Annotated in this window: 28 protein-coding genes, 1 pseudogene and 1 riboswitch; of the genes and pseudogenes, 27 read left to right on the forward strand and 2 right to left on the reverse strand. The window is 37.5% G+C overall.

Annotated features, from left to right (window positions below; translation table 11 throughout):
- The first annotated feature begins 311 nt into the window (after positions 1-311).
- The 5 genes from M3197_RS12205 to M3197_RS12225 all read left to right on the forward strand — a co-directional run bounded on the left by M3197_RS12205 (position 312) and on the right by M3197_RS12225 (position 3,606).
- Positions 312-551, forward strand: a complete 240-nt coding sequence (locus tag M3197_RS12205; RefSeq protein ID WP_251661852.1) for a hypothetical protein — start codon at positions 312-314, stop codon at positions 549-551.
- Positions 552-652: 101 nt separating this feature from the next.
- Entirely contained in the window at positions 653-1,174 is a 522-nt protein-coding gene (locus tag M3197_RS12210; RefSeq protein WP_251661853.1) for a GNAT family N-acetyltransferase, read from the forward strand.
- 299 nt (positions 1,175-1,473) lie between these two features.
- Entirely contained in the window at positions 1,474-2,325 is an 852-nt protein-coding gene (locus tag M3197_RS12215; protein ID WP_251661854.1) for a pentapeptide repeat-containing protein, read from the forward strand.
- Positions 2,326-2,505: 180 nt separating this feature from the next.
- Entirely contained in the window at positions 2,506-3,039 is a 534-nt protein-coding gene (locus M3197_RS12220) for a dihydrofolate reductase family protein (RefSeq protein WP_251661855.1), read from the forward strand.
- A gap of 168 nt (positions 3,040-3,207) precedes the next feature.
- Positions 3,208-3,606, forward strand: coding sequence for a VOC family protein (locus M3197_RS12225; protein WP_251661856.1), 399 nt, complete (start codon positions 3,208-3,210; stop codon positions 3,604-3,606).
- A gap of 125 nt (positions 3,607-3,731) precedes the next feature.
- Here M3197_RS12225 and M3197_RS12230 read toward each other — a convergent pair whose 3' ends face one another.
- Entirely contained in the window at positions 3,732-4,100 is a 369-nt protein-coding gene (locus M3197_RS12230; protein WP_251661857.1) for a VOC family protein, read from the reverse strand.
- A 311-nt stretch (positions 4,101-4,411) separates the two neighbouring features.
- Between M3197_RS12230 and M3197_RS12235 the strand changes: the two genes are divergently transcribed.
- From M3197_RS12235 to M3197_RS12305, 15 genes are all read left to right on the forward strand, one after another.
- Positions 4,412-4,720 (forward strand): hypothetical protein, encoded by a 309-nt coding sequence (locus M3197_RS12235; protein WP_251661858.1) that lies wholly within the window; start codon positions 4,412-4,414, stop codon positions 4,718-4,720.
- 340 nt (positions 4,721-5,060) lie between these two features.
- Positions 5,061-5,759, forward strand: coding sequence for a Type 1 glutamine amidotransferase-like domain-containing protein (locus M3197_RS12240; protein WP_251661859.1), 699 nt, complete (start codon positions 5,061-5,063; stop codon positions 5,757-5,759).
- Positions 5,760-5,854: 95 nt separating this feature from the next.
- Positions 5,855-6,265, forward strand: coding sequence for an SMI1/KNR4 family protein (locus M3197_RS12245; RefSeq protein ID WP_251661860.1), 411 nt, complete (start codon positions 5,855-5,857; stop codon positions 6,263-6,265).
- A 112-nt stretch (positions 6,266-6,377) separates the two neighbouring features.
- Positions 6,378-6,800 carry a GNAT family N-acetyltransferase gene (locus tag M3197_RS12250; protein WP_251661861.1) on the forward strand — a complete coding sequence of 141 codons (423 nt, stop codon included), beginning with the start codon at positions 6,378-6,380 and terminating at the stop codon, positions 6,798-6,800.
- A gap of 318 nt (positions 6,801-7,118) precedes the next feature.
- Positions 7,119-8,102, forward strand: coding sequence for an MBL fold metallo-hydrolase (locus tag M3197_RS12255; protein WP_251661862.1), 984 nt, complete (start codon positions 7,119-7,121; stop codon positions 8,100-8,102).
- A 669-nt stretch (positions 8,103-8,771) separates the two neighbouring features.
- Positions 8,772-9,785, forward strand: a complete 1,014-nt coding sequence (locus tag M3197_RS12260; RefSeq protein WP_251661863.1) for a S66 family peptidase — start codon at positions 8,772-8,774, stop codon at positions 9,783-9,785.
- 349 nt (positions 9,786-10,134) lie between these two features.
- On the forward strand, positions 10,135-11,010 hold the full coding sequence (locus M3197_RS12265; RefSeq protein ID WP_251661864.1) for a GNAT family N-acetyltransferase: 876 nt from the start codon (positions 10,135-10,137) through the stop codon (positions 11,008-11,010).
- 132 nt (positions 11,011-11,142) lie between these two features.
- Positions 11,143-11,892 (forward strand): aminoglycoside phosphotransferase family protein, encoded by a 750-nt coding sequence (locus M3197_RS12270; protein WP_251661865.1) that lies wholly within the window; start codon positions 11,143-11,145, stop codon positions 11,890-11,892.
- Between the two features lie 195 nt (positions 11,893-12,087).
- Positions 12,088-12,957, forward strand: coding sequence for an AraC family transcriptional regulator (locus tag M3197_RS12275; protein ID WP_251661866.1), 870 nt, complete (start codon positions 12,088-12,090; stop codon positions 12,955-12,957).
- 578 nt (positions 12,958-13,535) lie between these two features.
- Complete coding sequence (locus M3197_RS12280; protein ID WP_251661867.1) at positions 13,536-14,369, forward strand: DUF2785 domain-containing protein; 834 nt, start codon at positions 13,536-13,538, stop codon at positions 14,367-14,369.
- Between the two features lie 128 nt (positions 14,370-14,497).
- Complete coding sequence (locus M3197_RS12285) at positions 14,498-15,454, forward strand: C45 family autoproteolytic acyltransferase/hydrolase (protein ID WP_251661868.1); 957 nt, start codon at positions 14,498-14,500, stop codon at positions 15,452-15,454.
- A gap of 127 nt (positions 15,455-15,581) precedes the next feature.
- The gene (locus M3197_RS12290; protein ID WP_251661923.1) at positions 15,582-16,283 is read left to right on the forward strand and encodes a class I SAM-dependent methyltransferase; all 702 of its coding nucleotides are present in this window, start codon (positions 15,582-15,584) and stop codon (positions 16,281-16,283) included.
- A gap of 393 nt (positions 16,284-16,676) precedes the next feature.
- Entirely contained in the window at positions 16,677-17,024 is a 348-nt protein-coding gene (locus M3197_RS12295; protein ID WP_251661869.1) for a PadR family transcriptional regulator, read from the forward strand.
- Positions 17,011-18,009, forward strand: coding sequence for an HAAS signaling domain-containing protein (locus tag M3197_RS12300; protein WP_251661924.1), 999 nt, complete (start codon positions 17,011-17,013; stop codon positions 18,007-18,009). The genes M3197_RS12295 and M3197_RS12300 overlap by 14 nt, the downstream gene beginning before the upstream one ends.
- Before the next feature lie 243 nt (positions 18,010-18,252).
- Positions 18,253-18,711, forward strand: a complete 459-nt coding sequence (locus M3197_RS12305; RefSeq protein ID WP_251661870.1) for a VOC family protein — start codon at positions 18,253-18,255, stop codon at positions 18,709-18,711.
- Between the two features lie 60 nt (positions 18,712-18,771).
- On the opposite strand, the pseudogene M3197_RS12310 reads toward M3197_RS12305, so the two are convergent.
- Positions 18,772-19,032: pseudogene (locus M3197_RS12310) on the reverse strand (transposase); the annotation flags it as partial.
- A 309-nt stretch (positions 19,033-19,341) separates the two neighbouring features.
- Positions 19,342-19,443, forward strand: a riboswitch (purine riboswitch).
- Positions 19,444-19,579: 136 nt separating this feature from the next.
- On the opposite strand from M3197_RS12310, the gene purE reads away from it, so the two are divergent.
- From purE to purF, 7 genes are all read left to right on the forward strand, one after another.
- Positions 19,580-20,068 (forward strand): 5-(carboxyamino)imidazole ribonucleotide mutase, encoded by a 489-nt coding sequence (gene purE, locus M3197_RS12315; protein WP_251661871.1) that lies wholly within the window; start codon positions 19,580-19,582, stop codon positions 20,066-20,068.
- The gene (gene purK / locus M3197_RS12320) at positions 20,052-21,185 is read left to right on the forward strand and encodes a 5-(carboxyamino)imidazole ribonucleotide synthase (protein WP_251661872.1); all 1,134 of its coding nucleotides are present in this window, start codon (positions 20,052-20,054) and stop codon (positions 21,183-21,185) included. The genes purE and purK overlap by 17 nt, the downstream gene beginning before the upstream one ends.
- A 65-nt stretch (positions 21,186-21,250) precedes the next feature.
- Complete coding sequence (gene purC / locus M3197_RS12325; RefSeq protein WP_251661873.1) at positions 21,251-21,970, forward strand: phosphoribosylaminoimidazolesuccinocarboxamide synthase; 720 nt, start codon at positions 21,251-21,253, stop codon at positions 21,968-21,970.
- Positions 21,963-22,217 carry a phosphoribosylformylglycinamidine synthase subunit PurS gene (gene purS / locus M3197_RS12330; RefSeq protein WP_251661875.1) on the forward strand — a complete coding sequence of 85 codons (255 nt, stop codon included), beginning with the start codon at positions 21,963-21,965 and terminating at the stop codon, positions 22,215-22,217. Before purC ends, purS begins: the two co-directional genes overlap by 8 nt.
- Complete coding sequence (purQ, locus tag M3197_RS12335) at positions 22,214-22,900, forward strand: phosphoribosylformylglycinamidine synthase subunit PurQ (RefSeq protein ID WP_251661876.1); 687 nt, start codon at positions 22,214-22,216, stop codon at positions 22,898-22,900. The genes purS and purQ overlap by 4 nt, the downstream gene beginning before the upstream one ends.
- On the forward strand, positions 22,884-25,103 hold the full coding sequence (gene purL / locus M3197_RS12340) for a phosphoribosylformylglycinamidine synthase subunit PurL (RefSeq protein WP_251661877.1): 2,220 nt from the start codon (positions 22,884-22,886) through the stop codon (positions 25,101-25,103). The genes purQ and purL overlap by 17 nt, the downstream gene beginning before the upstream one ends.
- Positions 25,088-26,500 carry an amidophosphoribosyltransferase gene (gene purF, locus M3197_RS12345; RefSeq protein ID WP_251661878.1) on the forward strand — a complete coding sequence of 471 codons (1,413 nt, stop codon included), beginning with the start codon at positions 25,088-25,090 and terminating at the stop codon, positions 26,498-26,500. Before purL ends, purF begins: the two co-directional genes overlap by 16 nt.
- The last annotated feature ends 4 nt before the right edge of the window (positions 26,501-26,504 follow it).

Below are 26,504 nucleotides of genomic sequence, written 5' to 3' on the forward strand. Positions count from 1 at the left end.
TAGAGTACTCCAAAAAAGAGGTTGATTAAACTGAAAAAGTTTCCCGAATAGAGCACTTTTTTGTAGAAAGATTAGTTCTCGGTTTTCATAATCGGGTGTGTTAATTGAAAAACGAAGATCGTCATTTAAAGGTCTTTTTTATGACGCATTTGGACAATGATGTGTCGTACAGGAGCGTCGATATCGATGCTCCTTTTTTCATGCTCCGAACAGGAGCTGTCCGGGGTGCGGAATGAGATTGTCAGATAAGTAGGAGAAAGGCAGTTCCTTGTCGAAATAGAAAAATGACTACTAATCTGGGAGGGACTGTCATGAAGGTATTACTTGTTGAAAAATTTAGCGATTTGAATGGCATTAGCGAAAAGGAAATAGAGGTTGAAGCAGACGAACTCGAAATCCTTGCAAGCTGCAGCATCATTTTCCATGAAAAGAGAACTTACCGTATTAAGGAAAGGGCTTTCAACACGAACGGTACATTGTTACTTTTCGTCGAAAATGATAAGTCATATCCGATTGATACCAAGTTCATCAATTTTTACTTTGAAAGCTGAAATAGCTAATAGAAGACGCCCACACAGGGCGTTTTTCTTTACCCAACAATTAAAGGACATTCCAAGCAACTGTCGAACATAGGCGATAGGGAGGTGGAAAAATGATTGAATTGAGAAAAATAACCGATGATAACATAGATGAAGTAGTAGAACTTGAGGTTAGAGAAAATCAGAAAGATTTTATACTAACTACTAACCTCAGAAGCATTGCAGACGCTTATGTATTGAACGCAAACGGGGAACCAGCCATCCCCCTCGTCATTTATGCGAATGAAGTTGTGGTGGGTTTTTTGATGTATACGTATGATACATTGGATCATGAATCATTTGAAAATGAAGTTTTTTACAGAAAGAAAGGCTATTTTATTTGGCATATTATGATTGACAAGCATTATCAGGGGAAAGGGTATGGCAAGCTTGCCTTTGAAAAAATGTTGCTGAAAATTGAAGCGATGCCTTATGGCGAAGCAGAATATGTAGCACTCTTTTATCACACAAGTAACCTCGCAGCTAAAACATTATACGCTTCATTTGGATTTTTTGAAACAGGCATCGTTCAGGATAATTCAATGCTGGCGATTAAAAATCTAAATAAGAAAATAACAGAAGCCATAGTAGAATAGGATCTCTCGGAAACAAATCTAAGCTTTCTACCTATAACAGGGCTATAAGTCTGCCATTAAGCAATTGGGTGCGTTTGTTGCATAAGCGTAATCAAAGTCAACAGTGATCTGTTGGCTTTTTCTGACGCATTCGGACCATAACATGTCGTAACAACACCTTAAATTAGGTGTTTTTTTAATTACTCTAAATTGGGTGATTATGGTACGATGAGGTAAATAAATTTTGTTACGAAATAGTGGCCAAATTATTTAGGGAACTTGTATAATAAATTCTTTTTTTTCAGATAGAGGTTAAAAAAGTGGACAATGAAACAGCCAGAAAAATTAGAGAAAACTTAACAGCTGATTGTACAAAGTGTTTTGGACTTTGTTGCACAGCGCTTAATATTGTAGCATCAAGTGATTTTCCGATTAACAAACCTGCTGGTACTCCTTGTATGAATTTGCAGTCAGATTACAGTTGCCATATTCATAGTCAGTTAAGGAATCAAGGATTTAAAGGCTGTACAGTATTTGATTGTCTGGGTGCAGGCCAAGTAGTTTCTCAAGTTACTTTTAACGGTTTGAGTTGGCGAGAAAACCCCGACATTGGTAAAAAAATGTTTCAAGTGTTTCCTATCATGGAGCAAATTCATGAAATGATTACGTACGTGGCAGAAGCTCTGTCTTATGCTATACCAGATGATCTAGCTGGTAAGTTAAGAAAACAGTTAAATGAATTGCAGGATTTAACGAAGTTGGACGCAGATAATTTATTGGCACTTGATCTAGTGAAGTACCGATTTTCATTAAACGACCTGCTTACTTCGACGAGTGATTTTGTTAGGAGAAATACAATCGTTAAAATGCCTGTTGTTCAAGAATTAGAAGAGTTTGATCATGCAAGAGCTAATTGGATGGGCAAAAAATTAAAGGGAAAAGATTTAAGAGCAACTGACTTTAGGGGTGCCTATTTGATTGCTGAGGATATGAGAAATACGGATTTAAGGGTAGTCAATTTTATTGGAACGGATTTGCGAGATGTTAATTTCAGCGGCGCTGATCTATCCACCAGTATGTTTTTGACCCAAATGCAAATTAATTCGGCAAAGGGAAATGTAAAGACGAAATTACCCTATTATATTCATCGACCTTCCCATTGGAATAACTAACTTTTTGTCTTATTCAAGAACAGATCGCGCTATTTGAACAACAAGATATCATGTACAGCTTGTCTTTTTATGACGCAACCGGACCATAATATGTCGTGACAGTGTAATTGAATAAGGACCATAACTTTGCTGCTATTATTAAGAACATACATTCTTATGCGAAGAGCTAGGAGGCTTATTATGAAAAAACAACGAAAAATAGTATTGTTTATTGCTCAAAGCTTGGATGGTTATATCGCTACAAAAGATGACTCTCTTGATTGGTTATTTAATGTTGAGGGGGAAGGTGATAATGGCTATTCGGAGTTTTTAGAAACGGTAGATACAATTTTAATTGGTAAAAGGACTTATGATTGGGTTATGGAACAAGAAAAGGGGCAATTCCCCTATCAAAATAAAGATTGTTACGTTTTTTCTAGATCATCATTTGATGATACAAACGAAGTTAAATTTATAAACGGAGACATTGTTGAATTTACTGGTAACTTAAAAAATCAAGAAGGGAAAAATATATGGATAGTTGGAGGTGGAGACATACTAAATACGTTTTTAAAAGAAAAGTTGGTCGATGAACTTATTTTGACAGTTGCACCAACTATAATCGGGGAAGGAATTCCTTTGTTTAAAGAAGGCAACTATCAACTAGATCTTTCTCTTGTGGGTACTAGAACTTTTAATCAATTTGTAGAATTACATTATATAGTAAATAAATGACCATTAACTTGAGCAATTCAATGGCGCATTAATCTAACAACATGAGTTTGTGTTTTCGTACTTTTATACGACGCATTTGGATTATAATGCGCAATTAAACTTACACTCTAAAAGGATTTTAGTCTTTTATGTGGAAAGAGACTTAGAATAAATTCTGGGGGGATTCCTTTGATATACGAGATGACTATTCAGGTTCGAGTTGCTAATCTGAATAAAGCGCAGAAATGGTATGAAACCTTATTGAATAAGAATCCAGATTCAGTACCTCATGAAGGATTTGCAGAATGGGAACTTATTAAAGGTTGCTGGCTACAAGTTGCAGAAGGCACACCTTCTGAAGGTAGTGGTCCCATTCGTTTAGGTGTGATGGATATTGAAAAGGAACGAAGTAGAATTGTTAAGGAATTAAAAATAGAGCCTTTTGAAATATTCTCTAGAGAAGAAGTACCTGTTAAATGGGGAACTTTTAGCGATCCTTGGGGGAACAGAATTGGTTTTTTCGAATACAAGGATGAGGTTGAAAAAGTGGTACAGGTAAGAAATGTCCTAGGAAAACTAGAAGTGTAATGCACTTTTATAATTTGCATGCTGAGCATTCGGATCATGCTGTTCATATTTCTTGTTCAACTAAAGGGAAGAGTTAAAAAGACGACGTAAAAAGTCCGGCATAGTTGACGGACTTTTTATGGTTGTTATAAATTATCGAATTGAAGGTATTCTAAAATATTTCCAAAGGGGTCACAGAAACTAATATATTTTCCTGGAGGACAATCCGTTGGTTCTTCTACAATAAAATTGACGTTCATTTCTTTTAAGAATTTAACTGTTTGATAAATATCATGTGTTCGTAAGCCTAATACAACTCTTGTAGTTTTATTATCTTGATTCTGGATTGTACTATCGTTTTCTTCTAAAACTATTGGTAACTCTCCGTGTGCAAGAGAAGCGATTTTAGGACCGTACTGCTTGTTTAATTCAAAACCTAAAGTATTGGTATAGAAGTCAATTGCTTGGTTTAAATTTGGTACGTAAATACTAATAACGCAAATCTGATTCACCATTTTCATTCCACCTTTCTATTTATTATTTTAATTATTCGATAACTACCAATGAGAATCCTTTTTTTGAACAAAAAATAACTGGCCTCTTGAAATAACGAGTCTACTTTAACAAGTTAGAGTAACAATTAGTTTGCTTTTATGTCTCATTAGGACCATTTCATGTTATAAAACGCTTTAATATTAGGTGTTTTGTTATCACTAAGAATTTTGAAATTATTGTATTGGTGAAGAACGCCATTGTTTTACAATTGTAATGGTTATAAAAAATAAGTTTAAATTCAATGAGATTAGTAAGGAAAGGAGTTTGTCAAATGAGCTCATTCACGGGAATTATGAGTGCTATACTACCACTGATAATAATAGGAGCAATTGGTGTATTTGTAATTAATAGGATTGACTATATGCATAAACACGGTAACCAGGATGAGAAAAATTCAAAATTCACCCGAGATTTATTAGATAGTTTAATGCCGTTGGGATTGCTTTTTGGTTGTGCAATTGGGATAACTTTTAGCATGTTTTTCTCTACCTCTTTACTAGTTGCGATTAGTGTAGGAGCCGGAATAGGCTTTTTAATCGGATATATTGTATATAATTTTTACAGTAAGAAAGCTACGTGATATTGATAAATGGAAATTCTTTATCAATCCTGGGCTAGTAGTATTGGGAATTACCGAGTTATCTTTACATACAAGTGATTAGACTGGTTTAAATTTTTATAATTTTTAGTAGTACTCTTAATTGCTTAATTTGTATTGATCACAAAATGTAAAACAGCGAATTAAATTAGAAATAGCCAATATTATTTAAATATAATTTATATTCATACAAAATGATATGCCTGGAAGTAAGCGAATCATCCAATATTAATGAAATAGACTTCGATAATTAAACACATTTGCATGGGAAATTCAGAACATTAGAGAAGTGAATTTTTAACAACCATGTAGGGGGACAGAGATGAGGCAATTAATTGCTCTTGGTGGTGGTGGGTTTTCTATGGAACCCGATAATCCGTTGTTAGATTTGTATATTTTAAAACAAGCTCAACAACCTAGTCCTAAAATTTGCTTTATCCCAACTGCAAGTGGGGATTCTGATAATTATATATCGAGATTTTATCACTTTTTCAACCAACAAGAGTGTATACCCTCACATTTGTCTTTGTTTGAACCCCCGACCAGGGATTTGGAGAGTTTTATACTAAACAAAGATATTGTATATGTTGGTGGAGGAAACACTAAAAACCTGCTAGCTTTGTGGAAAGAATGGGAGTTAGACTGCATTTTAAAGAAAGCGTGGAATCAAGGCATTATTTTAGCTGGTTTAAGCGCAGGGGCAAATTGTTGGTTTGAAGAAGGTGTTACTGATTCATATGGGGAGGGACTTGAAGCAATCAATTGCCTGGGTTTTTTAAAGGGGAGTCATTGTCCACATTACGATGGGGAAGTAGAAAGAAAATCTGCATATCACAGACTGATGAATTCAAGAAAAATCCAATCAGGGATTGCGGCAGACGATGGAGTTGCAATTCATTACAAGGGACAAAGAATTAGTAAAATAGTTAGCTCACGACCTAACGCTAAGGCATACAGTGTTTCTTTTGAAAATAAAGTTATAGAAAAAGAGCTTCAAACAGAATTTTTGGGTTCTTATTGAACAAATAGCAAAGTCCTATAAATTTGTATAGAATGGCTTTGCCATTTCCGAATAAAATGTGTCTGTGTGATAGAAGTAGAAGGGATAGTCATTACATGAACGAATTAATCGACTTAATTGAGTCAAAGAAGGCTGGCGTTTCTGAACAAGATATAAATTCAACGGAAACAATATTAAAAGTAGCCCTTCCAGAACAATATAAAGAACTTTTCAAGCTAACTAACAATGCTCAGGTTGGTGAATGGACCTTATTCCCTATCAAGGACTCCAAAAATATAAAGAGGACGTGGGACGACGTTGTCAGGCAAAATATTGTGATAAGAGATCCAAGAATGCCTACGGAGCTTTTATCCATAGGGGAAGATGGAACCGGGGATACAGTATGTTTCAAAAATGTTGATAATGTGTTTGCAAACAAGATCTATATTTGGTATCACGAAACCGGGAAATATGAAGAATCGGCTTCTTCTCTAAAGGAATTTATTATTTCGTACTTTGAGGAATAGAAGATGATGATTCATGCATTTTTACTTTACAAACTCTAGATGAGAGGCTACTTGTGAGTTAACAGCTTTACTGCAATCCGGTTGATTGGTGAATATTAAGGAGATGACCTTTTTGAATATAGTTCAACAATGGGATCAGACAGATAGTGATTTTATTAGAAAAAAGGTAATCGAGTATAATATGGAGCAGCTTCCCGAAAACCTTAAAACCTCTAATGACAATGTCAGTTTTATTCTCAAGGACGATGAAGGAAAAATCATTGGAGGGATTACGGCAAATATTTTCTGGAACCATATGCACATCGAATCATTATGGGTTGACAAAAGTGTTAGAGAGAAAGGTTTTGGGCGTGAACTTTTAAAAAGAATCGAATCCTATGCATTAGATAAAGGGTGCCGTTTCATTTTCTTAGATACATTCAGCTTCCAAGCCCCTGAATTCTATAAAAATAATGGTTATGAAGTCTTCGGCACTATCGAAGATCATCCAAAGGGTTTTAATCAGTATTTTTTGTATAAAAAATTTGATATGTGATTGTTGCTTGAATGAGCCTGGTGGTGGAGGATAGATTGGCTTCAATCGGACAAGATACATCATTGAAATCATAAATGATGTTTTTAATTCAGCGGTATAGATCGCAATATTCATGGGAATGTGTCATTCGATTCGTTTCAAAGAGGTATTCATATGTGAAATGGAGAATAGAAGACAAAGGTCAGACTATAAGATGGGTAATAACAGGGATTCATTAATCATTTAGAGAACGACAATATTTATCTAAACCTAACATGTAAATAAAAAAATTGTTTTGAAGTGTTTTGTTTGAGCATCGACTTTAAGGAGGAGTTGCATGTGAAAAAATCTAGTATTATTTTCTATGAAAGAAAATTTCCAAGTGCCAACATGGTTATGATAAAAGATCAGTTTCCAACGCTTATTGATAGTGGCTTTGGAAGTGATGTGAAGGAAACGGAACAATTGATTAAAAAAAATAGTGTTTCTCCTGAAGACTTACATTTAGTTGTAAACACGCACTATCACAGTGACCATGTAGGAGGGAATTTTCATTTTCAAAAGAATTATGGTGTACAAGTTGCTGCTCATAAATGGGAAGCAGACCTAATTAATACTTGTGACACTGAAGCATGCGGGGCAGAATGGTTAGATCAGCCTGTTGAACCTTATCGGGTAGATATTAAGCTCTCAAACAACGATGAAATTAATACAGGAAGCAGAATCTTGAAAGTTATACATACTCCAGGACATACGTTAGGACATATTTCTTTATATGAACCTGAAGAGGAAGTATTGATATGCGGAGATCTATTTCACAAAAATGATCTTGGATGGATAAATATCTTTCGTGAAGGTGTTTCTTCTATTCAACGTTCACTAGAAAGTCTGGATCGGTTGTCCCAACTTAGAATCCAACTTGCCTATTCTGGTCACGGACCCCTTATCGATAATCCAGTTGAAGTCATTGATGCAGCAAGAAAACGGTTTGAGAAGTGGATAAGTGCGCCTGAAAAAGTTTCATGGCATGCTTGTAAAAGAATTTTTTCATTCACGTTAATCATCAAAAACGGATTGGAAAAAGAAGAAATAGATAACTATCTACTGGAGTGTGGTTGGTTTCAAGATTTTGCACGTTACTCTTTCCAGCTTCGTCCAGAAGAGTTTATTCAACCTCTTATCGATGAAATGATTCGTTCAGGTGCTGCTAGCTGGCACAAAAATTACTTAACCGCTTCAGCGCCATACCAAGCACCACATGATCAATGGTTGAATAAGAATATAAAGCCGAAAGATTGGAGAGCTCAATCCTATCTCTCATAAAAATTTGTTCAAAGTTAAATTATATGCTTTAAATTATCGTCAGAAAAAGTGTTGCTATTAACCAGGATTCACCTGCTAGCCTATGTTAAAGCACTATTATAAATCTAATGTACTTTTCGTTTTAATACTCCATTTTATATAGGTGAATTCAAAAAGAAACAACTTTTAGTTTTAAGGATTTGGAATGCGTTCCTGCGGTATAGCCGTCTATCTGATTTTTTCAGTTAGACGGCTATCTTTTACATGTCCTTAATAGTTTTGCTTAAAGTGTTATTTTGCACAAGCAATCTTTGTTCCTAGCTCTTATTTGTAGATGATCTAGAATGGAAAATAGCTATTCATAGGAGTAGAGCTACTAGTATTGCGACTGCTCATTTTGATGAAAAAAAGTTCAGCATCTCTACAATTCTGCTGGAAATATTGGCCTCTATAGAATGTTGCTTAGAACGTGGATATGTACGATTACAGCAACTAGTATGAAGTTTAGATGTATGTGCTGTTTTTTCCCCAAGAAGGGCTTATATATTTTGAAAATTGAATCAAAAAGGCTATTTTAAAGACTATAGATATTAATAGCATGAAAACTTTCTATGCTGAGATTCTAGGAATGCCATTAGCATAATAGATTAAAAAGTCCGAGATATACAAAACTAAGGGAGATGAGTCAACATGATAAAGTATCCTACCCTAGAAAAGAATGTGACGATAGGGGTAACTGCACCGTCATCTGGAGTGCCAAGTGAATTACATGAATTGTTAAACTCTGCAATTAAAAGTATGGAAAGGAAAGGATTTAACATAATCAGCGATGAAACTGTTTGGACCCAGGATAAGGCAAAATCTGCTCCATCTAAAAAGCGTGCGGAAGGGTTTAATAAGATGATGCTCAATGGAGATATACAACTAATTATTCCTCCATGGGGTGGGGAACTACTTATTGAGACGCTTGAGGATATTGACTTTGAGAATATACAGAGTAAATGGGTATTGGGCTATTCCGACATTAGTACTCTCCTGCTAGCAATCACATTGAAAACTGGTGTTGCTACTGCTCACGGAACAAATCTAGTGGATTTAAGAGGAGAGTATTCTGATTATACAACAGCTATGTGGCACTCTGTTTTATCCACTAAAACGGGTGAATCGATTCTCCAGCATTCATCAGAAAAATATCAGAAAGAATGGCAACACGATAACCCTACCCCTTATATTTTCAACCTAACAGAACAAACTTACTGGAAATCAACTGAAAATGAAAAAGTTAACATGCAGGGGAGATTACTCGGCGGATGTATTGACACAATAAGTCATTTAGTTGGCACACCTTATGGCGATATAAAGAATTTCAGGAAGAATTATATTGAGGGAGATTCTATCATTTGGTATTTCGAAAATTGCGATTCATCTTCCACTGACTTGCGTAGATCCCTCGTACAAATGAAGTTTGCTGGTTGGTTTGAGAATTGTACTGGTATTATGTTTGGTAGAAGTCCAGCTAATACACCTGTTGAAAATTATACGGTTGAAGATGTCTATAATGAGCTTTCTAACGAGCTTCAAATTCCTATCTTATACGATATTGATTGCGGTCATGTCCCACCACAAATCACCCTCATAAATGGGGCATGTGCAAAAGTTGAATCCGATAATGGGCAAGGTACTATATTGCAGACTTTTAAGTAAATGATGCAGATATTAAATAACCATTGTGGAGCTAACCTGGTTTAGAACAAGTAGATGCTAATACTTAAAAACAAAAATTCAGTCCAAATTCGGGTGCAATTCTTGCTTAAGGATTGCATCCTTTTTTCAGTAATATGAACAGTTTAGTTGACGAGGGAATAATTAAATCTTTATTGAATATGAAAAGGTTCAATTGATTATAATTGAATGTTTGATGGAAAAAAGGGAGAGTTCAATTTTAGGGATAGTCATAGCTGTTAGTTTAAGATGATTAAATATAAGGGTGACCATAGTAAAAATATCAAAAAGAGAGGTACAAATATCAAGAAGAATTGAGGTGTTTAAATAAATGAGTAAACCTGTAATTCGAACTTATAAAGATAAAAGTGATTTAAAACGAATGCAGAAACTTACACAAGCTTTATGGCCACTGGAACCTAATTACCATATTGGCGATTTAGCTTGGCAACGCCATCGACACGCTGGACGCGAGGATGATTGGGATACTGAAATTTGGGAAATGGATGGGAATCCCGTTGCTTGGGGATGGATTCAAAAACCTGGGGAGTTAATATGTCAAGTTGATCCCGATTTTCCTGAGGTGGCGAAGGATGTCATTGACTGGTTTGATAAAATAACTAAAACCAATGAGCAAAAAGTGACTGTCCTAGAAACGGAGTCGCATCTTATTTCAGCTTTAGAAGATTCTTTATTCACACCATTAGCAGAAATTCCAGAAGTCCTCACAAAAATTTCTTTGGATAGTGGTTCATTCCCTGTTCAATTGCCTGATAAGTTTAAAGGTCGCCCTATCAAGGGTTCTGAGGATTTAACAAATCGTTTGAGAGTACATAGTGCTGCATTTCAAAAATCCAGAGTCACAGAAGAAAGTTACTTAAACGTTATGAATACCTATCCTTATGATTCATCTCTTGATTGGGTTATAGAATCCCCAAATGGCGAGTTCGTAGCATCTTGTTTAATTTGGTTTGACGAAGATAACAAGGTGGGGTTACTAGAACCTGTTGGAACGGATCCGAGATTTAGGAGACTGGGGTTAGCCAGTTCAGTCTGTAAGCTTGCACTCAATGCATTGAGTGATAAGGGGGCAAAAACGGCAGTTGTAGTTTGTACTTCCCTAGATGCATGTGAGCTTTATAAGTCAATTGGTTTTGAACAATTCGCTCAAACAAAATCATTTCATCGTTTCAAAAATACTTTATAAACTTCGCTTTTCTTCTTCCATTAACGGGGACTCTAACGGTATAAGGGTTGTGCTTCAACCCGCCCATTTTATTGTTACAGGCTAGGAGAAATCGCATGATGCGGTAGTAAACAAGTAGAGGGGAATCACACAATGAATTTAGATAACCCTATAGCTCTAGGGAATACTGCAAAGATTTATTTGTCTGAAAACAAAATAGTCAAGGTTTTTAATGACTTTTTGCCGCATAATGAATCCAAAAAAGAAGCTAATAAGCAAAAATACGCCTATTCTTGTGGTCTTCCTGTACCTAAGGTTTTGGATGTTAGCATTATAAATGGAAAACAAGCAATTACAATGGAATATATAAAGGGGGAATCATTAGGAGAATTATTACTCAAGGATAAAGACCAAGCTGAAAGTTACCTAAACACATCCGTAGATATGCAACTGAAAGTTCATAGCATTATTCCAGACGACTTTGAACCCATGCATGATAAATTATATCGCCAAATTGAAGCAGTAACTACGATAGGTGAACGACAAAAATTGTATTTGTTGAAAAAACTGGAATCATTTACATTTGAGAGTAAACTATGTCGCGGTGACTTCCATTTGTTCAATTTGCTCGTGGCAGACAACGAAGTGGTTATTATAGATTGGGTGGATGCAAGTGCAGGTGATCCTCGTGCTGATGTATACCGCACTTATCTTTTATATTCCCAATTTTCAACTGAATTAGCTGAGGTTTATTTAAGACTTTATTGTGATAAAAGTGGATTTAGAAGATCGGAAGTTTTCCAATGGGCTCCAGTCATCGCTGGAGCGAGATTATCAGAAAATGTTTCGACGGAGAATTCAGAACGACTTATAGCGATAATAAATAAACACTGGCAAATCTAATTAGGCAGCATTCCGGACAAAAATCTGCATATAGCTATAGCAACTTTAATTCATCAAGATTAGGCAATAATCCTGTTGCATTACACTTAAATTACACTTTCAGAAAGAAGGGAATCGAATCTGACACAGCAAAGCATAAATTGACAGGATATGCTTTTTTAAAGTTGCTAAGATGAGAATAAGGAGTTGAAAGCCATGGCATGGGTGGAGTCAATACAAAAGGCAATTGAATACATGGAAAAAAATTTAATGGAAGACATGACGATAGACAGTATTGCTAAACAAGCCAATGTGTCACCTTTTCATTTCCAACGAACGTTTGCTGTTTTGACAGAAATTACAGTGGGTGACTATATAAGAAGACGACGATTAACATTGGCTGGGGAGGAATTACTGATAACGGATGCGAAGATTATTGACATTGCCTATAAATATGGCTATGAAACTCCCGAGGCTTTTTCTAAGGCTTTCCGCAGACAGCACAAAGTTACTCCTACTGAAGCGCGAAAGAATAGAGGGAAGCTGCAATCCTATAACCGCCTGATAATCCAGGTAACCTTGAAAGGGGCAGAACCAATGAAATACAGTGTGGTTGAGAAGAATGCGTTTCAAATTGTTGGAGTTAAGCGGGAATTTTCTAGTGTGCTAGGGGAAGAAAACGTAGTAGGCATTCCGGATCTTTGGGAAGAGGTCAATCTAGATGGCACAAGCGATTTGCTGTTTCAATTGAATGACGGGGTAGTAAAAGGAGTTTTAGGAGTTTGTGGGGAAGTCAGTGAAGTGCAAAAAAAAGCTAATGTGTTTGATTATTGGGTGGCAACCTCGTACGCTGGGAAAGTTCCAGATGGGATGCTTAGCTTAGAAATTCCAGCTTCGAAGTGGGCGGTTTTTGAAGTGCATGGACAAATGCCTGTAGCGATGCAAAACGCCTGGAAACAAATTTTCTCCGAATGGTTCCCTTCCACTGGGTATGAACATGCCGGTATACCAGAATTTGAACTATATACGGATGAAGATCCCAATAATTTAGATTTATACTCGGAAATCTGGATTCCAATAAAATAAGTTTACAATTTGTATTCTGTTATTAGCAAACGAGTGCAGTTTCGGTAGATGGACTGCACTTCAATCTAACCAGCTTGAATAAGCTCTTACTTCACCATAGCTATTGTTGATTCTGATGAATGTAAAGACTGGATGGAACAGTTCCTTATGAGGCTATTGAGAAATTACTACGATTCAATTTTAAAAAGAACCCCGTGTATTTAAATCGGTTTCATATACCGAATATTTAGTTAGTTGGTTTGAACCCATAGAAAATTATAGAAAAGGCTAGGCAACTATTGGAGTCTCTGCTCTATTCTTAGAATGCTTGAATAGTTGGGATGGAGCTAATTCTGATAAAACATAAAAACTTGGTTAAGAGCTCTAAGAATCCTATTAAACCTATTTCATTAGCCATATAAAATGATTTATATATAAAGAATTAAATCTTTAGTCATTTGTAAATTAGTTTGACTACTAATAGCACGAGTGATTTCCTATTGTTCCATCATCGGGGGCAGTTGTCACATAAGGTGTATGAATGAATTGGTCCAAAATAACGCATAAATACATAGCAAAATAAGAAATGAGGTATTTCAATGGAAGAGCTAAAACGCCAATTAGTAGAGATTAAAAAAAATGACTACAAGTTCACTGGTTATAATCTTGATAAGTTAATTTCCGAAATGCTAAAGAACATTGGAGCAACAGACAGTGAACTTCGTGATGAATTGATTTACAGAACATTCGGGCAAATGATTGTTACAAAAAACGTACTAAACAAGAATCAGTTAAAACAACTTCTAGATATTTGTGTTGATGATCAACATCTATTTTATAGGTTAGGAGAAAGTGAAACTGATTCCGTATTTGTGAGGTCATTCTCAGTATTGATAGTGCCTCTTATTTTGAATGTAGATCATCGATACTCTTTTTTGTCCGAAAGTGAAATAAAGTACGTACAAAAAAGACTTCTCGCTTATGTTAGGAATGAAAAAGACCTAAGAGGATATGTCGTTGGTAAGGGGGGGGCACATGCTTTGGCTCACGCAGCTGATGCATTGGAGGATATTGCCAAGCATCGCTACATAGAAGAAGATGATTTAACAGAACTACTGGAAATAATTAGTGCCAAAATTCTTTTCTCTAATTCTGTTTTTACTCATAACGAGGATGAACGCTTGGCACTCTCTGCATTTAGTACAATTGATAGAGGGTTATTAAGTGAACAGCAAATTTTAAATTGGCTGAACAAGTTGAAATTCCAATTGGACACTCAGAAGAAACTGGTATCTGACCTTAACGGCTTGTATCTTAAACTTAATGTGCGAAACTTTCTATACACTTTATATTTTCGCCTTCTCTATAACAATGTTGGGACTACTCCCCAAAAAGAGATTGAAAAAATATTGGATTCCATTCGAGATTTTTAATGAGCAATGTAGCAAGCAATCGGAGGCTATTATTGAATTAAGATCCCCCTTCAAGCGAACCATTTTGTGAGTAAATTATTGAAGTTAAATAACTAAAATCAAAATATTGCATGGAGAGGGTAGAGAACATGAGAAAAATAGATATATTGGATTTTAAAGGGAGTTATTATGATGTAGGCTTAGCACATGGACGTATGATTAACCAATCATTGCATTATCAAAGTATGCTTTCTGGTTTTAAAGAAAACTTGAGCCTAGAACAAAACACGAAAGAAATTAAAAACACGTTAAAGGTATTTTGTCCTAACCTATTAGACGAATTGAATGGCCTTCAAGAAGGGTTGAAGTATACAGAAAGTGATGCTTTAAAACTGTTCGGTGGATACGACATGCCTATTCTAGAAATGGGTTGTACAAGTTTTATAACATCGGATTATTACGTGCGTAATTATGATTTCAGTCCGTTAATTTACGATGGAAGCTTCGTTATTCAAAGACATAAAGAAAACGATTGGACTTGTGGAAACTCGGAGCTGGTGGTTGGTCGGTTGGACGGGATGAACCATAATGGATTAACTTGCGGGTTGCATTTTGTTAACAATGATCTGCACAAAAAAGGATTTATCGGAAGTACGATAGTAAGAATTGTATTAGAAATGTGCAAAACTGTAGAAGAAGCTCTTGATTTATTGAAAGAACTACCGCATGCAGCTAGCTATAATTATTCATTAGCTGACCGATATGGGAATTTCGCTGTTTTTGAAGCATCTCCAGAGAAGACGAATACACATCGTGAAAAAGAATCACTTTCTTGTGTGAATATGTTTCAAACAGACAAGATGCAAAGCTATAATCGAGCGAACGTTTACTCTTCTTTAGAGAGGATGGAAGCATTATCTCAAATATCTAAGTCTCAAAAACCTGTTAGAGAGGTTCATAACTGGTTTAGTGATCAAGCATCTCCAGTCTTTTATACAGATTACGAACATTTCTTCGGGACTTTACATACAGTTTCTTACGTACCTAAGCTTAATAAGGTACTTCTAACCGCTCCTGGAGACGAGCCTAATGAAATTATATTTTAACCTTTCTGTGCGAGTTGTTTGATGAAGTACTTGTAAAAACGGACTAATTTTTCCATCGGAATTAATGGATGCATAACGAAGTGCCTGTATAGAGAATGGAATGGCGAGTCAAATTGGAGGGGTATTTATGGGGGAAACTATTTTAAATTACGAAGATCTATTGGAAATGTTGGACGATGATCTCCGAGAACCTAAGCAATTTTGGGAGGACTTTTATAAAGATAGGACAAAAAATATTCCGTTCTTCAAAGTAAAAGGACCTGACGAGAATTTAGTTGAATATTTAAGTAAGGGGCTTTCGCCTAAAAGGGTATTGGAGCTTGGGGCGGGACCTGGGAGAAACTCTATTTATATGGCTAAACAAGGGATGAATGTAAGTGCATTAGATCTTTCAAACAGAGCGATTGAATGGGCGAAAGAAAGAGCAGATGAGGAAGGGGTAAATCTCGATTTTCATTGTGTTTCCTTATTTGATTTTAAATTTGAACCGAATTCATACGATTTTATTTACGATTGCGGAATGTTCCATCATTTAGCGCCGCATCGTCGTTTGACTTATATTGAGATTATTAAAAGAGCGCTAAAAAAAGGCGGATACTTTGGCATTGTTTGCTTTAATACAGATGGCGCTTTAGATACATCTGATCGGGATGTCTACAAAGACAAAAGTTTAAAGGGCGGTATAGGTTACTCTGAAGAAAGATTAAAGGAGATATTTAATAAAGACTTTGAAATTTTGAATTTTAGAAAGATGAAAAAGCCTGCACAATCAGAAGAGTTATTCGGTGAAGAATTTTTATGGACGAGTTTAATGCAAATCAAAAGTTAAGGGTTCTTATGCAAGTACAAAGTTATCTATTCAATTATTGATAGATGTATCCCTATACTTACTCAAAATGAATGCAAAGGTTGAATGAGAACTTCTATAAAATTGATTACGTTGAAAGAACTGAAGCGATTCTGATCTAAGTAATCTGTCCTTATTCAGTATAAGGAACATTTTTTTTTTTGCCAAAGCCCAATTCCTCTCTTATAACACCGAGAAATTGGGCTTTTTATAGTTAGATTTTCTTAACAGGTTATATAAATATTGTTTTTAAATACTCTTTTAGCTAATATACGTTTTATGTCTTAATGAGTATATAAATTCAATTGTTACTGTCACAACAATGGTGTATCATACATAGTATAAATCATATAGTATAACTGGAGAGGTGAGTGAATGAGTACTTTACTGAATTCATTAACGACAGAGCTTAGAAGAGGAACATTGACATTAGCCGTTTTAAGTCAATTACGAACACCCCAGTATGGATATTCACTTGTTCAGTTATTGGAGAAGTCAGGCATTAGCATCGATCAAAGTACTTTATATCCGTTGCTTCGTCGTTTAGAAAAACAGGAATTAGTGACGAGCAGCTGGGATACATCTGAAAGCAGGCCACGTAAGTATTATGTTTTAAGTGAATACGGTCTCGAAATCTTTTTGCAGTTGAAAAAAGAATGGATTAAAAATTCAAAAGAACTTTATGGTGTATTAAAAGGGGAGGAAGATGATGAATTTGATTGAAGTATATATACATGAAGTCACTCGCAGACTACCTGAAAAAAATCGTGAGGATATCGCTCTCGAATTACGGTCTACCATTGAGGATATGTTGCCTGACGATTACAACGAGAAGGATATAAATGAAGTTCTTGAAAAATTAGGGAATCCAGCAACGTTAGCTAGTGGATATCGAGATCAACCAATGCATCTAATCGGACCGCGCTATTTTGATGTATATGTCTCTTTATTAAAAATGATTTTGCCCATTGCTGTTACTATTTCTCTGATCTCTCTAATTGCAGAATATTTTATTGGGTATCGTGGCGAAGAAGCGGTAATTCATGTGGTTTTAGATCTTACTGGTTTTGCTTTGTGGAAAGTCATTGAAGTAGGCATCCAGACTTTCTTCTGGCTAACACTTATTTTCGCCATTATCGAACGAGCAGATAAAGGAAAAGATCAGCATCCATTGTCAGCAAGTCTAAAAAAATGGACCCCTGATGACTTGAAAAGCATTCCTTATATTCCTAAGAAAAAAGTGATTACGAAGCTCGCAGTATTTGGCTACTTAATGTGGACAGCGATTTGGGCGACTCTTTATTTTTATGCGAACCATCTTGTAGGTGTATATGAAAGCATGGAAGGTAAGCTTGAATTTGTGATTCCGGCTTTAAATCAAGATGTATTACTACATTATTGGCCAATTGTTCTCGTTATCATTGCCCTCGAAATTGGGTTATCTCTCTACAAACTAATCATAGGGCAATGGACGAAGAAAACGGCAATCTTTACTACTGCCCTTGAGCTTATCTCAACCATTGTATTTATTATCATGTTAAGCAATCCTGAGTTAATGGATCAAGAATTTATTACGTATATGAGTGGGTTATTTAACACAACAGCTATGCAATTTAAAACATGGATAGTGGGTGGCGGAATAATCATATTTACTTTATCTGCAGCTTTCAATGTATACGATGGATTTCGAAAGGCTCGAATCCGTTAATTCGCTTTTGTTTATAAAAGAGTAGTGCTTGCTCAATAAGTACGCACCAATTTTATCAAACTCTAATCTTCTACAATACCATCTAACTTAAATCATATTATTTTTCCAAAATAGGGCGGAAGATAGGTATTTCCTCCATATTGTAATCACCCATTTTGTGGTAGAAAGTGGAATAGCCTGTAAGCAATAGAGAAGAACTAATAAATTTCACAAATGAAAATTAAGAGCAAGGAGATATGAAATATGAAAATCCATAGAATCGATCATGTAGGTATAATTGTTAAGGATCTCCCCGCCATGAAAGCATTTTTTCTTGACTTTGGCCTTGAATTGGTAGGCGAAACAGAAGTAGAAGGGGAATGGTTGGAACGCATGATACGTCTTCATGACGTTAAAGAGAAATGTAAAATGTTGGAAATTGTAATGTTGCGACCGCTCGGGGGCGAAGCAACTATAGAACTAGTAAAATTTCACACGGAATCAGATGAAAATGATATAACGCTTCCTGAGGTAAATACTTTTGGTACCCAGCATATTGCTTTTTCTGTTGAAGATCTTGAAGCCCTAGTTACCAAGTTGAAAAAGAATGGTGCAGAGCTTATAGACGAGATACAAAACTTCGAAAACACATATAAATTATGCTTCGTTCGCGGACCAGAAGGAATCATTTTGGAGTTGGCTGAGGAAATACAAAAAATATAGACTTCAATTTATCAGGGGCTCGTTAGTTAGATAACATGAGATCGTCAATTGACGATCTCATCAGACTGTAGACAAAAGGGTTGGAAATCGAAATGATTTCCAACCCTTTTGATTTTTGAGCGTATAAATCTGCAACTGGTTAAGAGCCGTTGATATCGGTTCGGGATGGACGCTTTCCAGGGAGCTTGCCCTCACATGTGGGCTCCATATCCTGCTAACAAGTTTCTTCAGATTTTGGGCAGCAAAAGTAAGCATCGCCTGCATAGATATTTTTTTAATTCCCCTCAGGGTTTTCCATCGCCTACCATGCTTCTCTTTGGCACCGTCCGTTTATAAGGAAGCACTAGTAATAACTGATTTTCTAAGAGAAAGTTTGCAGTAGCCAGTGTCTTATTGGTGCCAATTTTGTTAACAAAAAACTCATTGGTTTAGTTAACGAAGTTGGTTTCTCTACGAACTGTAGGGCAACCTAAAAAACTAACTATTTGTTTTATAGTTGAAATGATGATAATCACTAATAGAAACTGATGTTTTTCCATCTTCGAAAACCTAAAACCGAACGTTTTTATTTATCAATCAATAAATATTCGGTTTTCGGTTGACGTCAGGATAATCGATTGTTAAGATAATTACGAACTTACTTATATCTCTCATATATCTCCGGGAATATGGCCCGAACGTTTCTACCCGATAACCGTAAATTGTCGGACTATGAGAGAAAGTGCACCCTTTACTTAGGATAGGTCTGTCCTTTTATTGTAAAAGGCTATTTATCTGGGCAGGGAACTTTCTCTTTTTCGAGAAAGTTCCCTGCCTGTTTTTTTATTTCTACGAGTCATTTACGTATGGAAATGTGGGAGGGAAAGCAGTGAACGCACAAGTTGGAGTCATTATGGGAAGTGTTTCCGATTGGGAAACGATGAAAAATGCGTGTGAAGCATTGGATCAAGTTGGGATTCCTTATGAAAAGCAAGTAGTTTCCGCACATCGTACACCTGAATTGTTGTTTGAGTACGCAGAATCCGCACGAGAACGAGGCTTGAAGGTTATTATTGCTGGAGCTGGCGGGGCTGCTCATCTACCTGGTATGACCGCTGCCAAGACAACATTGCCTGTTATTGGTGTTCCTATTCAAACAAAAGCGTTAAATGGAATGGACTCATTGCTTTCAATTGTCCAAATGCCTGGGGGAGTGCCTGTTGCAACTGTTGCAATTGGAATAGCCGGCTCAACAAATGCGGGGTTATTGGCTGCTCAAATTCTCGGTAGCACGGATTCCAAGATTGCAGACAGATTAGAAATACTGAGAAATGAAACTAAAGTAAAGGTGTTAAAAAGCAATGACCAACTTACCTAACGTAATTTTACCAGGACAAACAATTGGCATTATCGGCGGCGGCCAGCTGGGAAGAATGATGGCTTTGTCTGCGAAGGCTATGGGTTTTCGTATTGCAGTATTAGATCCGACAAAGGACTGTCCATGTGGGCAAATTGCTGATATTGAAATTAATGGTGCCTATGACGATTTAGATGCAATCCAACAACTTGCTGAACTGAGCGATGTCATTACGTATGAATTCGAGAATGTAAGTTTTGAAGCATTAGCGTGGTTAGAAGAGCATAGTTACTTACCACAAGGAGCAGAACTTTTAAAATCTACACAGAATCGAATCACAGAAAAAGACGCAATCACTAAAGCAGGAGCCCAGGTTGCACCATACGGAATCGTGAAAAATGTAGCGGACATTCTTGAGAACATTAAAACGTTAAAGTATCCATGTGTGATGAAAACAACTCGTGGAGGATACGATGGAAAAGGACAGCTTATCATTCAATCAGAGTCTGATATTGCAAAAGCTTCGGACCTTCTGAAAAACGGTACATGTGTCATTGAAAAGTGGATTCCATTTACAAAAGAAATCTCTGTAATCGTCACTCGAAAAACAACTGGTGAAATGAAATGCTTCCCTGTTGCAGAAAATATCCATCATGAGAACATTTTGCACAAAAGTATTGTTCCTGCACGAATTAGTGGGGATACCTCGCGCAAAGCGACAGAGCTTGCGAAGCAATTAGCGGAGCGGCTAAATCTTGTCGGTACGTTAGGTGTTGAAATGTTTGTAACCGAACAGGAAGAGATTCTAATAAATGAATTGGCACCACGCCCTCATAATTCAGGTCATTTCACGATGGAAGCATGTCAGACATCGCAATTTGAACAACATATTCGGGCAGTGTGCAATTGCTCTTTAGGGAAAACGGATTTAATGAGCCCTGTTGTGATGGTCAATATTCTCGGCGAACATGTGGAGGACCTTCTAAGGGTGATTCCTGAAGTAAAGGATTGGAAAGTTCATCTATACGGCAAGAAAGATGCGATACCGAAACGCAAAATGGGTCATGTTAATGTGTTACGAAACTCGGTAGATCAAGCACTTGCTGAGATTGAACAAAGTAGAATTTGGAATCACTAATTGAGTCAAGACGTTTAGCATCTATCTTAAAAAGTACATTATTCTTTACTGCGGAGGTTCTTCAGATGGAAAAGCGAGAATTGCTATATGAAGGCAAGGCCAAAAGAATTTATGCAACAGATGATCAGAACGTTGTATGGGCAGAATACAAAGATTTTGCAACAGCACTCAATGGTGAGAAAAAAGAAGAAATCGTTGGTAAAGGTGTATTGACTAACGGTATTACTAGCCTGCTATTTTTAAAGCTGCACGAGGCTGGCATTCCAAGTCATTTTATTAAAAAGATTTCCGAAACTGAACAACTCGTCAAGAGAGTCACGATTATTCCACTTGAAGTTGTAACCCGTAATATAGTTGCTGGTAGCTTGTCTAAACGGCTTGGAGTAGAAGAAGGTCAGCCGTTAAAGCAACCAATCGTTGAATTTTATTACAAAGATGATGCGCTTGGAGATCCTTTGTTAACCGAAGCACATATTCAAGAATTAGACCTCGCAACTGTAGAGGAAGTTCAACTTTTGAAACAAAGAGCTTTAAAAGTGAATACAATTTTATCAAGCCTTTTTGCTGAAATAGGAGTCCGCTTAATAGATTTCAAGTTAGAGTTTGGAAAACTTGCTGATGGTGACATTCTTTTAGCAGATGAAATTTCTCCGGATACATGTCGATTGTGGGACGCTGAAACAGAAGAAAAGCTCGATAAGGATGTATTCCGTCGTGATTTAGGGAATTTAGTTAATGGTTATCAAACAATCTATTCAAAACTGGGAGGGCGTCAATATGTATAAAGTAAAGGTATTTATCACATTAAGAGAAAATGTTTTGGATCCACAAGGTACAGCCGTGGAATCTGCTTTACACAGTATGGCGTTTGAGTCCGTTCGTGACGTCCGGATTGGTAAATACATGGAGTTGACAATTGATAAGACCAATCAAAATATCGACGATGCAATTAAAGAAATGTGTGAACGGCTTTTAGCCAATACAGTTATTGAAGATTATCGCTATGAAATCGAGGAGGTTGTCGCGCTGTGAAATTTGCTGTGATCGTATTTCCGGGCTCCAACTGTGATATCGATATGTTTCATGCCATTCAGGACGAGTTAGGTGAAGAAGTAGAATACGTACCGCATACAGCGGATAGCTTAAAGGGCTTCGATGGGATTCTTTTGCCTGGTGGTTTCTCCTTTGGAGATTATCTCCGCACAGGCGCAATTGCTCGCTTCTCAAAAATAATGCCGGAAGTGGTAAAGGCGTCGGCTGCAGGCGTTCCAATACTAGGCGTATGTAATGGTTTTCAAATTTTATTGGAAGCTGGATTATTACCGGGAGCGATGCGAAAAAACCGTGATCTAGCATTCATTTGTAAACAAACACAGCTAAAAGTAGAAAATAATACGACGATGTTTACGACTAGCTACAAAAAGGGAGAAACGATTACTCTTCCAATTGCTCACGGTGAAGGCAATTACTATTGCGACGAAGAGACGTTATCACACTTAAAGGAAAACAATCAAATTACATTTACGTATCATATGGATAATCCAAATGGCAGCTTAGAGAATATCGCAGGAATCGTAAATGAAAACGGTAACGTATTAGGAATGATGCCTCATCCGGAACGTGCCGTCGATTGTTTACTTGGAAGTGAAGACGGATTAAAGCTATTTCAATCAATCGTAAGAAATTGGAGGGAAAGTTATGTCGTTAATGCTTGAGCCAAGTCCGGAAATGATTAAATCACATCGTGAATATGCAGCTATGGGTCTTACAGATGAAGAGTTTGCAATGGTTGAAAACATGCTAGGCCGCACACCGAACTATACCGAAACAGGTTTGTTTTCTGTCATGTGGTCAGAGCACTGTTCCTATAAAAATTCCAAGCCAATTTTAAAAAAGTTCCCAACCTCTGGGGATAACGTGCTTCAAGGACCTGGTGAAGGTGCAGGAATTGTTGACATTGGAGATGGGCAAGCGGTCGTTTTCAAAATCGAGAGCCACAATCACCCATCTGCAATCGAGCCTTATCAAGGTGCAGCAACTGGAGTCGGCGGGATTATCCGTGATGTGTTTTCAATGGGTGCACGTCCAATCGCCTTATTAAATTCACTACGTTTCGGTGAATTGGAAAATACTCGAGTGAAGTACCTGTTCAAAGAAGTGGTTGCGGGAATAGGCGGATACGGGAATTGTATTGGTATCCCCACAGTCGGCGGCGAAATTCAATTCGATTCTTCTTACGAGGGGAATCCACTCGTCAATGCAATGTGTGTGGGTTTGATCAAACATGAAGATATTCAAAAAGGACAAGCCCACGGAGCCGGCAATATCGTCATGCATGTCGGAGCTAAAACGGGCCGCGATGGCATACACGGGGCAACTTTTGCATCGGAAGAATTGACAGATTCGTCTGAAGGAAATCGTCTAGCAGTTCAAGTTGGAGATCCTTTCATGGAGAAACTGCTAATGGAAGCTTGCCTTGAGCTGATTCAGCATGATGCACTTGTTGGGATTCAGGATATGGGAGCAGCAGGTCTCGCAAGCTCATCGGCAGAGATGGCGTGTAAAGCAGGTATGGGAATCGAGATGAATCTTGACCTTGTCCCACAGCGCGAACCCGGAATGACTGCTTATGAAATGATGTTATCAGAATCTCAAGAGCGAATGCTCATTGTCGTTAAAAAGGGTAGCGAACAAGAAATTGCAAATTTATTTGCGAAGTATGATCTGGAAGCAGTAGCTGTCGGATCTGTTACGGAAGAGAAACTGCTGAAACTTACTCATAAAGGCGACGTTGTTGCGAACGTTCCAGTGGATGCTTTGGTAGAAGAAGCGCCCGTTTACTACAAACCATCTAATGAACCGCAATATTTCCGTGACTTTCAAGTAATGACAAACGTAGCTCCTGTTATTGATGACTATAAAGAAACGTTGGTTGGTTTACTTTCACAACCCACTATTGCAAGTAAAGAGTGGGTTTACAATCAGTTCGACACGATGGTGAGGACGAATACAGTTGTCCCTCCAGGTTCCGACGCGGCTATTGTACGAATTCGCGACACGAACAAGGCGCTAGCCATGACTACAGATTGTAATGCCCGTTATCTTCACTTGGACCCAGAAGTTGGAGGGAAGATTGCTGTAGCTGAAGCTGCACGCAATATCGTGTGTTCTGGAGCGGAACCATTAGCGGTTACAGATAACCTGAACTTTGGAAATCCTGAAAAGCCAGAGATTTTCTGGCAAATCGAAAAGGCGGCAGATGGAATTAGTGAAGCATGCAAAATCTTGAGTACACCTGTTATTGGTGGCAATGTATCACTTTATAACGAGACAAACGGGGAGGCGATTTATCCAACACCTGTTATCGGAATGGTTGGTCTTATCAAAGATCTAGCTCATATCACAACGCAAGAATTCAAAAATTCTGGTGATCTGATTTATGTTATCGGAGATGCGAAAACAGAATTCGGAGGCAGTGAGCTGCAAAAAATGACAGAAGGAAAAATCTTTGGTAAGTCTCCTTCTATCAACTTGGAACTAGAAAAGCTACGCCAGCAACAGCTGTTAAGAGCCATTCAAAATGGATGTGTTGCTTCGGCTCATGATCTCTCAGAAGGTGGTCTTGCAGTTGCTTTGTCAGAATCACTCTTCAGAACAAACTTAGGAGCCCGTATTATTGTTCATATGGAAGCAGTCACGGAATTATTCAGTGAAACACAATCTAGATTTGTTGTCTCTGTTGCCCCTGAACAACGCGTTGCTTTTGAAAGGATTGTTCAAGATGCAAGGTGTATTGGGACAGTCACGAATAATAATCACTTAACCATTTCTCATGAGCAAGACGGACTGTTAATCGATACAACTGTTCAATCATTAGAGAAAGCTTGGAAAGGTGCGATCCCATGCTTGCTGAACTAAAGGGATTAAATGAGGAGTGTGGCTTGTTTGGCATCTGGGGACACCCGGATGCTGCGCAAGTAACTTATTACGGATTGCATAGCCTGCAGCATCGCGGACAAGAAGGAACAGGGATGGTTTTGGCGAACGATGGAAAGCTGTCTAGTGTAAAAGGGGAAGGATTAGTAACGGAAGTACTCAATACAGAGAAAATGCAGTCCTTGTCTGGAAATGCAGCAATTGGCCATGTCCGCTATACAACGGCGGGTGGCGGCGGTTTTGAAAACGTCCAGCCTCTGTTATTTAACTTTCAAAATGAATCCATGGCGATGGCTCACAATGGAAATATCGTGAATGCGGATCAGTTGAAATCAGAATTGGAAGCACAAGGCAGTATTTTTCATAGCACATCTGACACTGAAGTACTCGCACATTTAATACGTAAAGGCGGTTCTTCAGAGTTGAAAAACCGGATTACAAATGGACTTAACTCATTAAAAGGTGCGTATGCGTACTTAATCATGACGGATACTGAAATGTTCGTCGCAATGGACCCAAACGGACTTAGACCTTTATCTCTTGGGTTGCTGGGTGACGCTTATGTTGTCGCATCCGAAACGTGTGCGCTGGATATAGTAGGAGCGGATTTTCTCCGAGATATTGAACCAGGGGAACTGCTGATCATCAATGATAAGGGAATCACGAGTGAACGATTCGCTGTTTGCAAACAACGTTCCATGTGTACGATGGAGTATATTTACTTTTCCCGTCCTGACAGTAACATTGATGGCATTAATGTTCATACCGCTCGAAAAAACCTTGGAAAGCAACTCGCTGTTGAAAAATTGATAGAAGCAGACGTTGTTACAGGTGTCCCTGATTCGGGCAATTCCGCAGCGATTGGATATGCGGAAGCTAGTGGGATTCCTTATGAAATGGGCTTACTGAAAAATCGCTATGTCGGCCGGACTTTCATACAACCTTCTCAATCGTTAAGAGAACAAGGTGTGAAAATGAAGCTTTCCCCTGTCCGTGGCGTTGTAGAAGGAAAAAGAGTCGTCATGGTAGACGATTCTATCGTACGCGGTACGACCAGCAAAAGGATTGTACAAATGTTGAAGGATGCTGGTGCGATAGAAGTCCATGTTCTCATCAGCTCACCGCCTATTAAAAATCCATGTTTTTATGGGATTGACACATCCGATAAAGATGAATTGATTGCCGCTAAAAAATCAGCTGAAGAAATTCGTGAACTTATTGGAGCGGACTCTCTCACATTTTTAAGTATTGAGGGCACAGTTGAAGCCATTGGAAGACCGTTTGAGGGTGAGAACCGAGGACAGTGTCTCGCTTGCTTTAACGGAAAGTATCCTACGGAAATCTATTCCGATCAAGAAATAGATTCCATAAAATGCTGAGTGA

The organism is Sporosarcina aquimarina (genome assembly GCF_023715615.1).
Classification (GTDB): domain Bacteria; phylum Bacillota; class Bacilli; order Bacillales_A; family Planococcaceae; genus Sporosarcina; species Sporosarcina aquimarina_A.

Coding starts and splice junctions, on each gene's coding strand:
- M3197_RS12260 (WP_251661863.1), top strand. CDS start 8,772: ATGATAAAGTATCCTACCCTAGAAAAGAATGTGACGATAGGGGTAACT.
- purK (WP_251661872.1), top strand. CDS start 20,052: ATGACCAACTTACCTAACGTAATTTTACCAGGACAAACAATTGGCATT.
- M3197_RS12235 (WP_251661858.1), top strand. CDS start 4,412: ATGAGCTCATTCACGGGAATTATGAGTGCTATACTACCACTGATAATA.
- M3197_RS12220 (WP_251661855.1), top strand. CDS start 2,506: ATGAAAAAACAACGAAAAATAGTATTGTTTATTGCTCAAAGCTTGGAT.
- M3197_RS12275 (WP_251661866.1), top strand. CDS start 12,088: ATGGCATGGGTGGAGTCAATACAAAAGGCAATTGAATACATGGAAAAA.
- M3197_RS12240 (WP_251661859.1), top strand. CDS start 5,061: ATGAGGCAATTAATTGCTCTTGGTGGTGGTGGGTTTTCTATGGAACCC.
- M3197_RS12300 (WP_251661924.1), top strand. CDS start 17,011: ATGAATTTGATTGAAGTATATATACATGAAGTCACTCGCAGACTACCT.
- M3197_RS12205 (WP_251661852.1), top strand. CDS start 312: ATGAAGGTATTACTTGTTGAAAAATTTAGCGATTTGAATGGCATTAGC.
- M3197_RS12290 (WP_251661923.1), top strand. CDS start 15,582: ATGGGGGAAACTATTTTAAATTACGAAGATCTATTGGAAATGTTGGAC.
- M3197_RS12295 (WP_251661869.1), top strand. CDS start 16,677: ATGAGTACTTTACTGAATTCATTAACGACAGAGCTTAGAAGAGGAACA.
- M3197_RS12245 (WP_251661860.1), top strand. CDS start 5,855: ATGAACGAATTAATCGACTTAATTGAGTCAAAGAAGGCTGGCGTTTCT.
- purF (WP_251661878.1), top strand. CDS start 25,088: ATGCTTGCTGAACTAAAGGGATTAAATGAGGAGTGTGGCTTGTTTGGC.
- M3197_RS12270 (WP_251661865.1), top strand. CDS start 11,143: ATGAATTTAGATAACCCTATAGCTCTAGGGAATACTGCAAAGATTTAT.
- M3197_RS12265 (WP_251661864.1), top strand. CDS start 10,135: ATGAGTAAACCTGTAATTCGAACTTATAAAGATAAAAGTGATTTAAAA.
- purS (WP_251661875.1), top strand. CDS start 21,963: ATGTATAAAGTAAAGGTATTTATCACATTAAGAGAAAATGTTTTGGAT.
- M3197_RS12280 (WP_251661867.1), top strand. CDS start 13,536: ATGGAAGAGCTAAAACGCCAATTAGTAGAGATTAAAAAAAATGACTAC.
- M3197_RS12210 (WP_251661853.1), top strand. CDS start 653: ATGATTGAATTGAGAAAAATAACCGATGATAACATAGATGAAGTAGTA.
- M3197_RS12285 (WP_251661868.1), top strand. CDS start 14,498: ATGAGAAAAATAGATATATTGGATTTTAAAGGGAGTTATTATGATGTA.
- M3197_RS12230 (WP_251661857.1), bottom strand. CDS start 4,100: ATGGTGAATCAGATTTGCGTTATTAGTATTTACGTACCAAATTTAAAC.
- purC (WP_251661873.1), top strand. CDS start 21,251: ATGGAAAAGCGAGAATTGCTATATGAAGGCAAGGCCAAAAGAATTTAT.
- M3197_RS12305 (WP_251661870.1), top strand. CDS start 18,253: ATGAAAATCCATAGAATCGATCATGTAGGTATAATTGTTAAGGATCTC.
- purL (WP_251661877.1), top strand. CDS start 22,884: ATGTCGTTAATGCTTGAGCCAAGTCCGGAAATGATTAAATCACATCGT.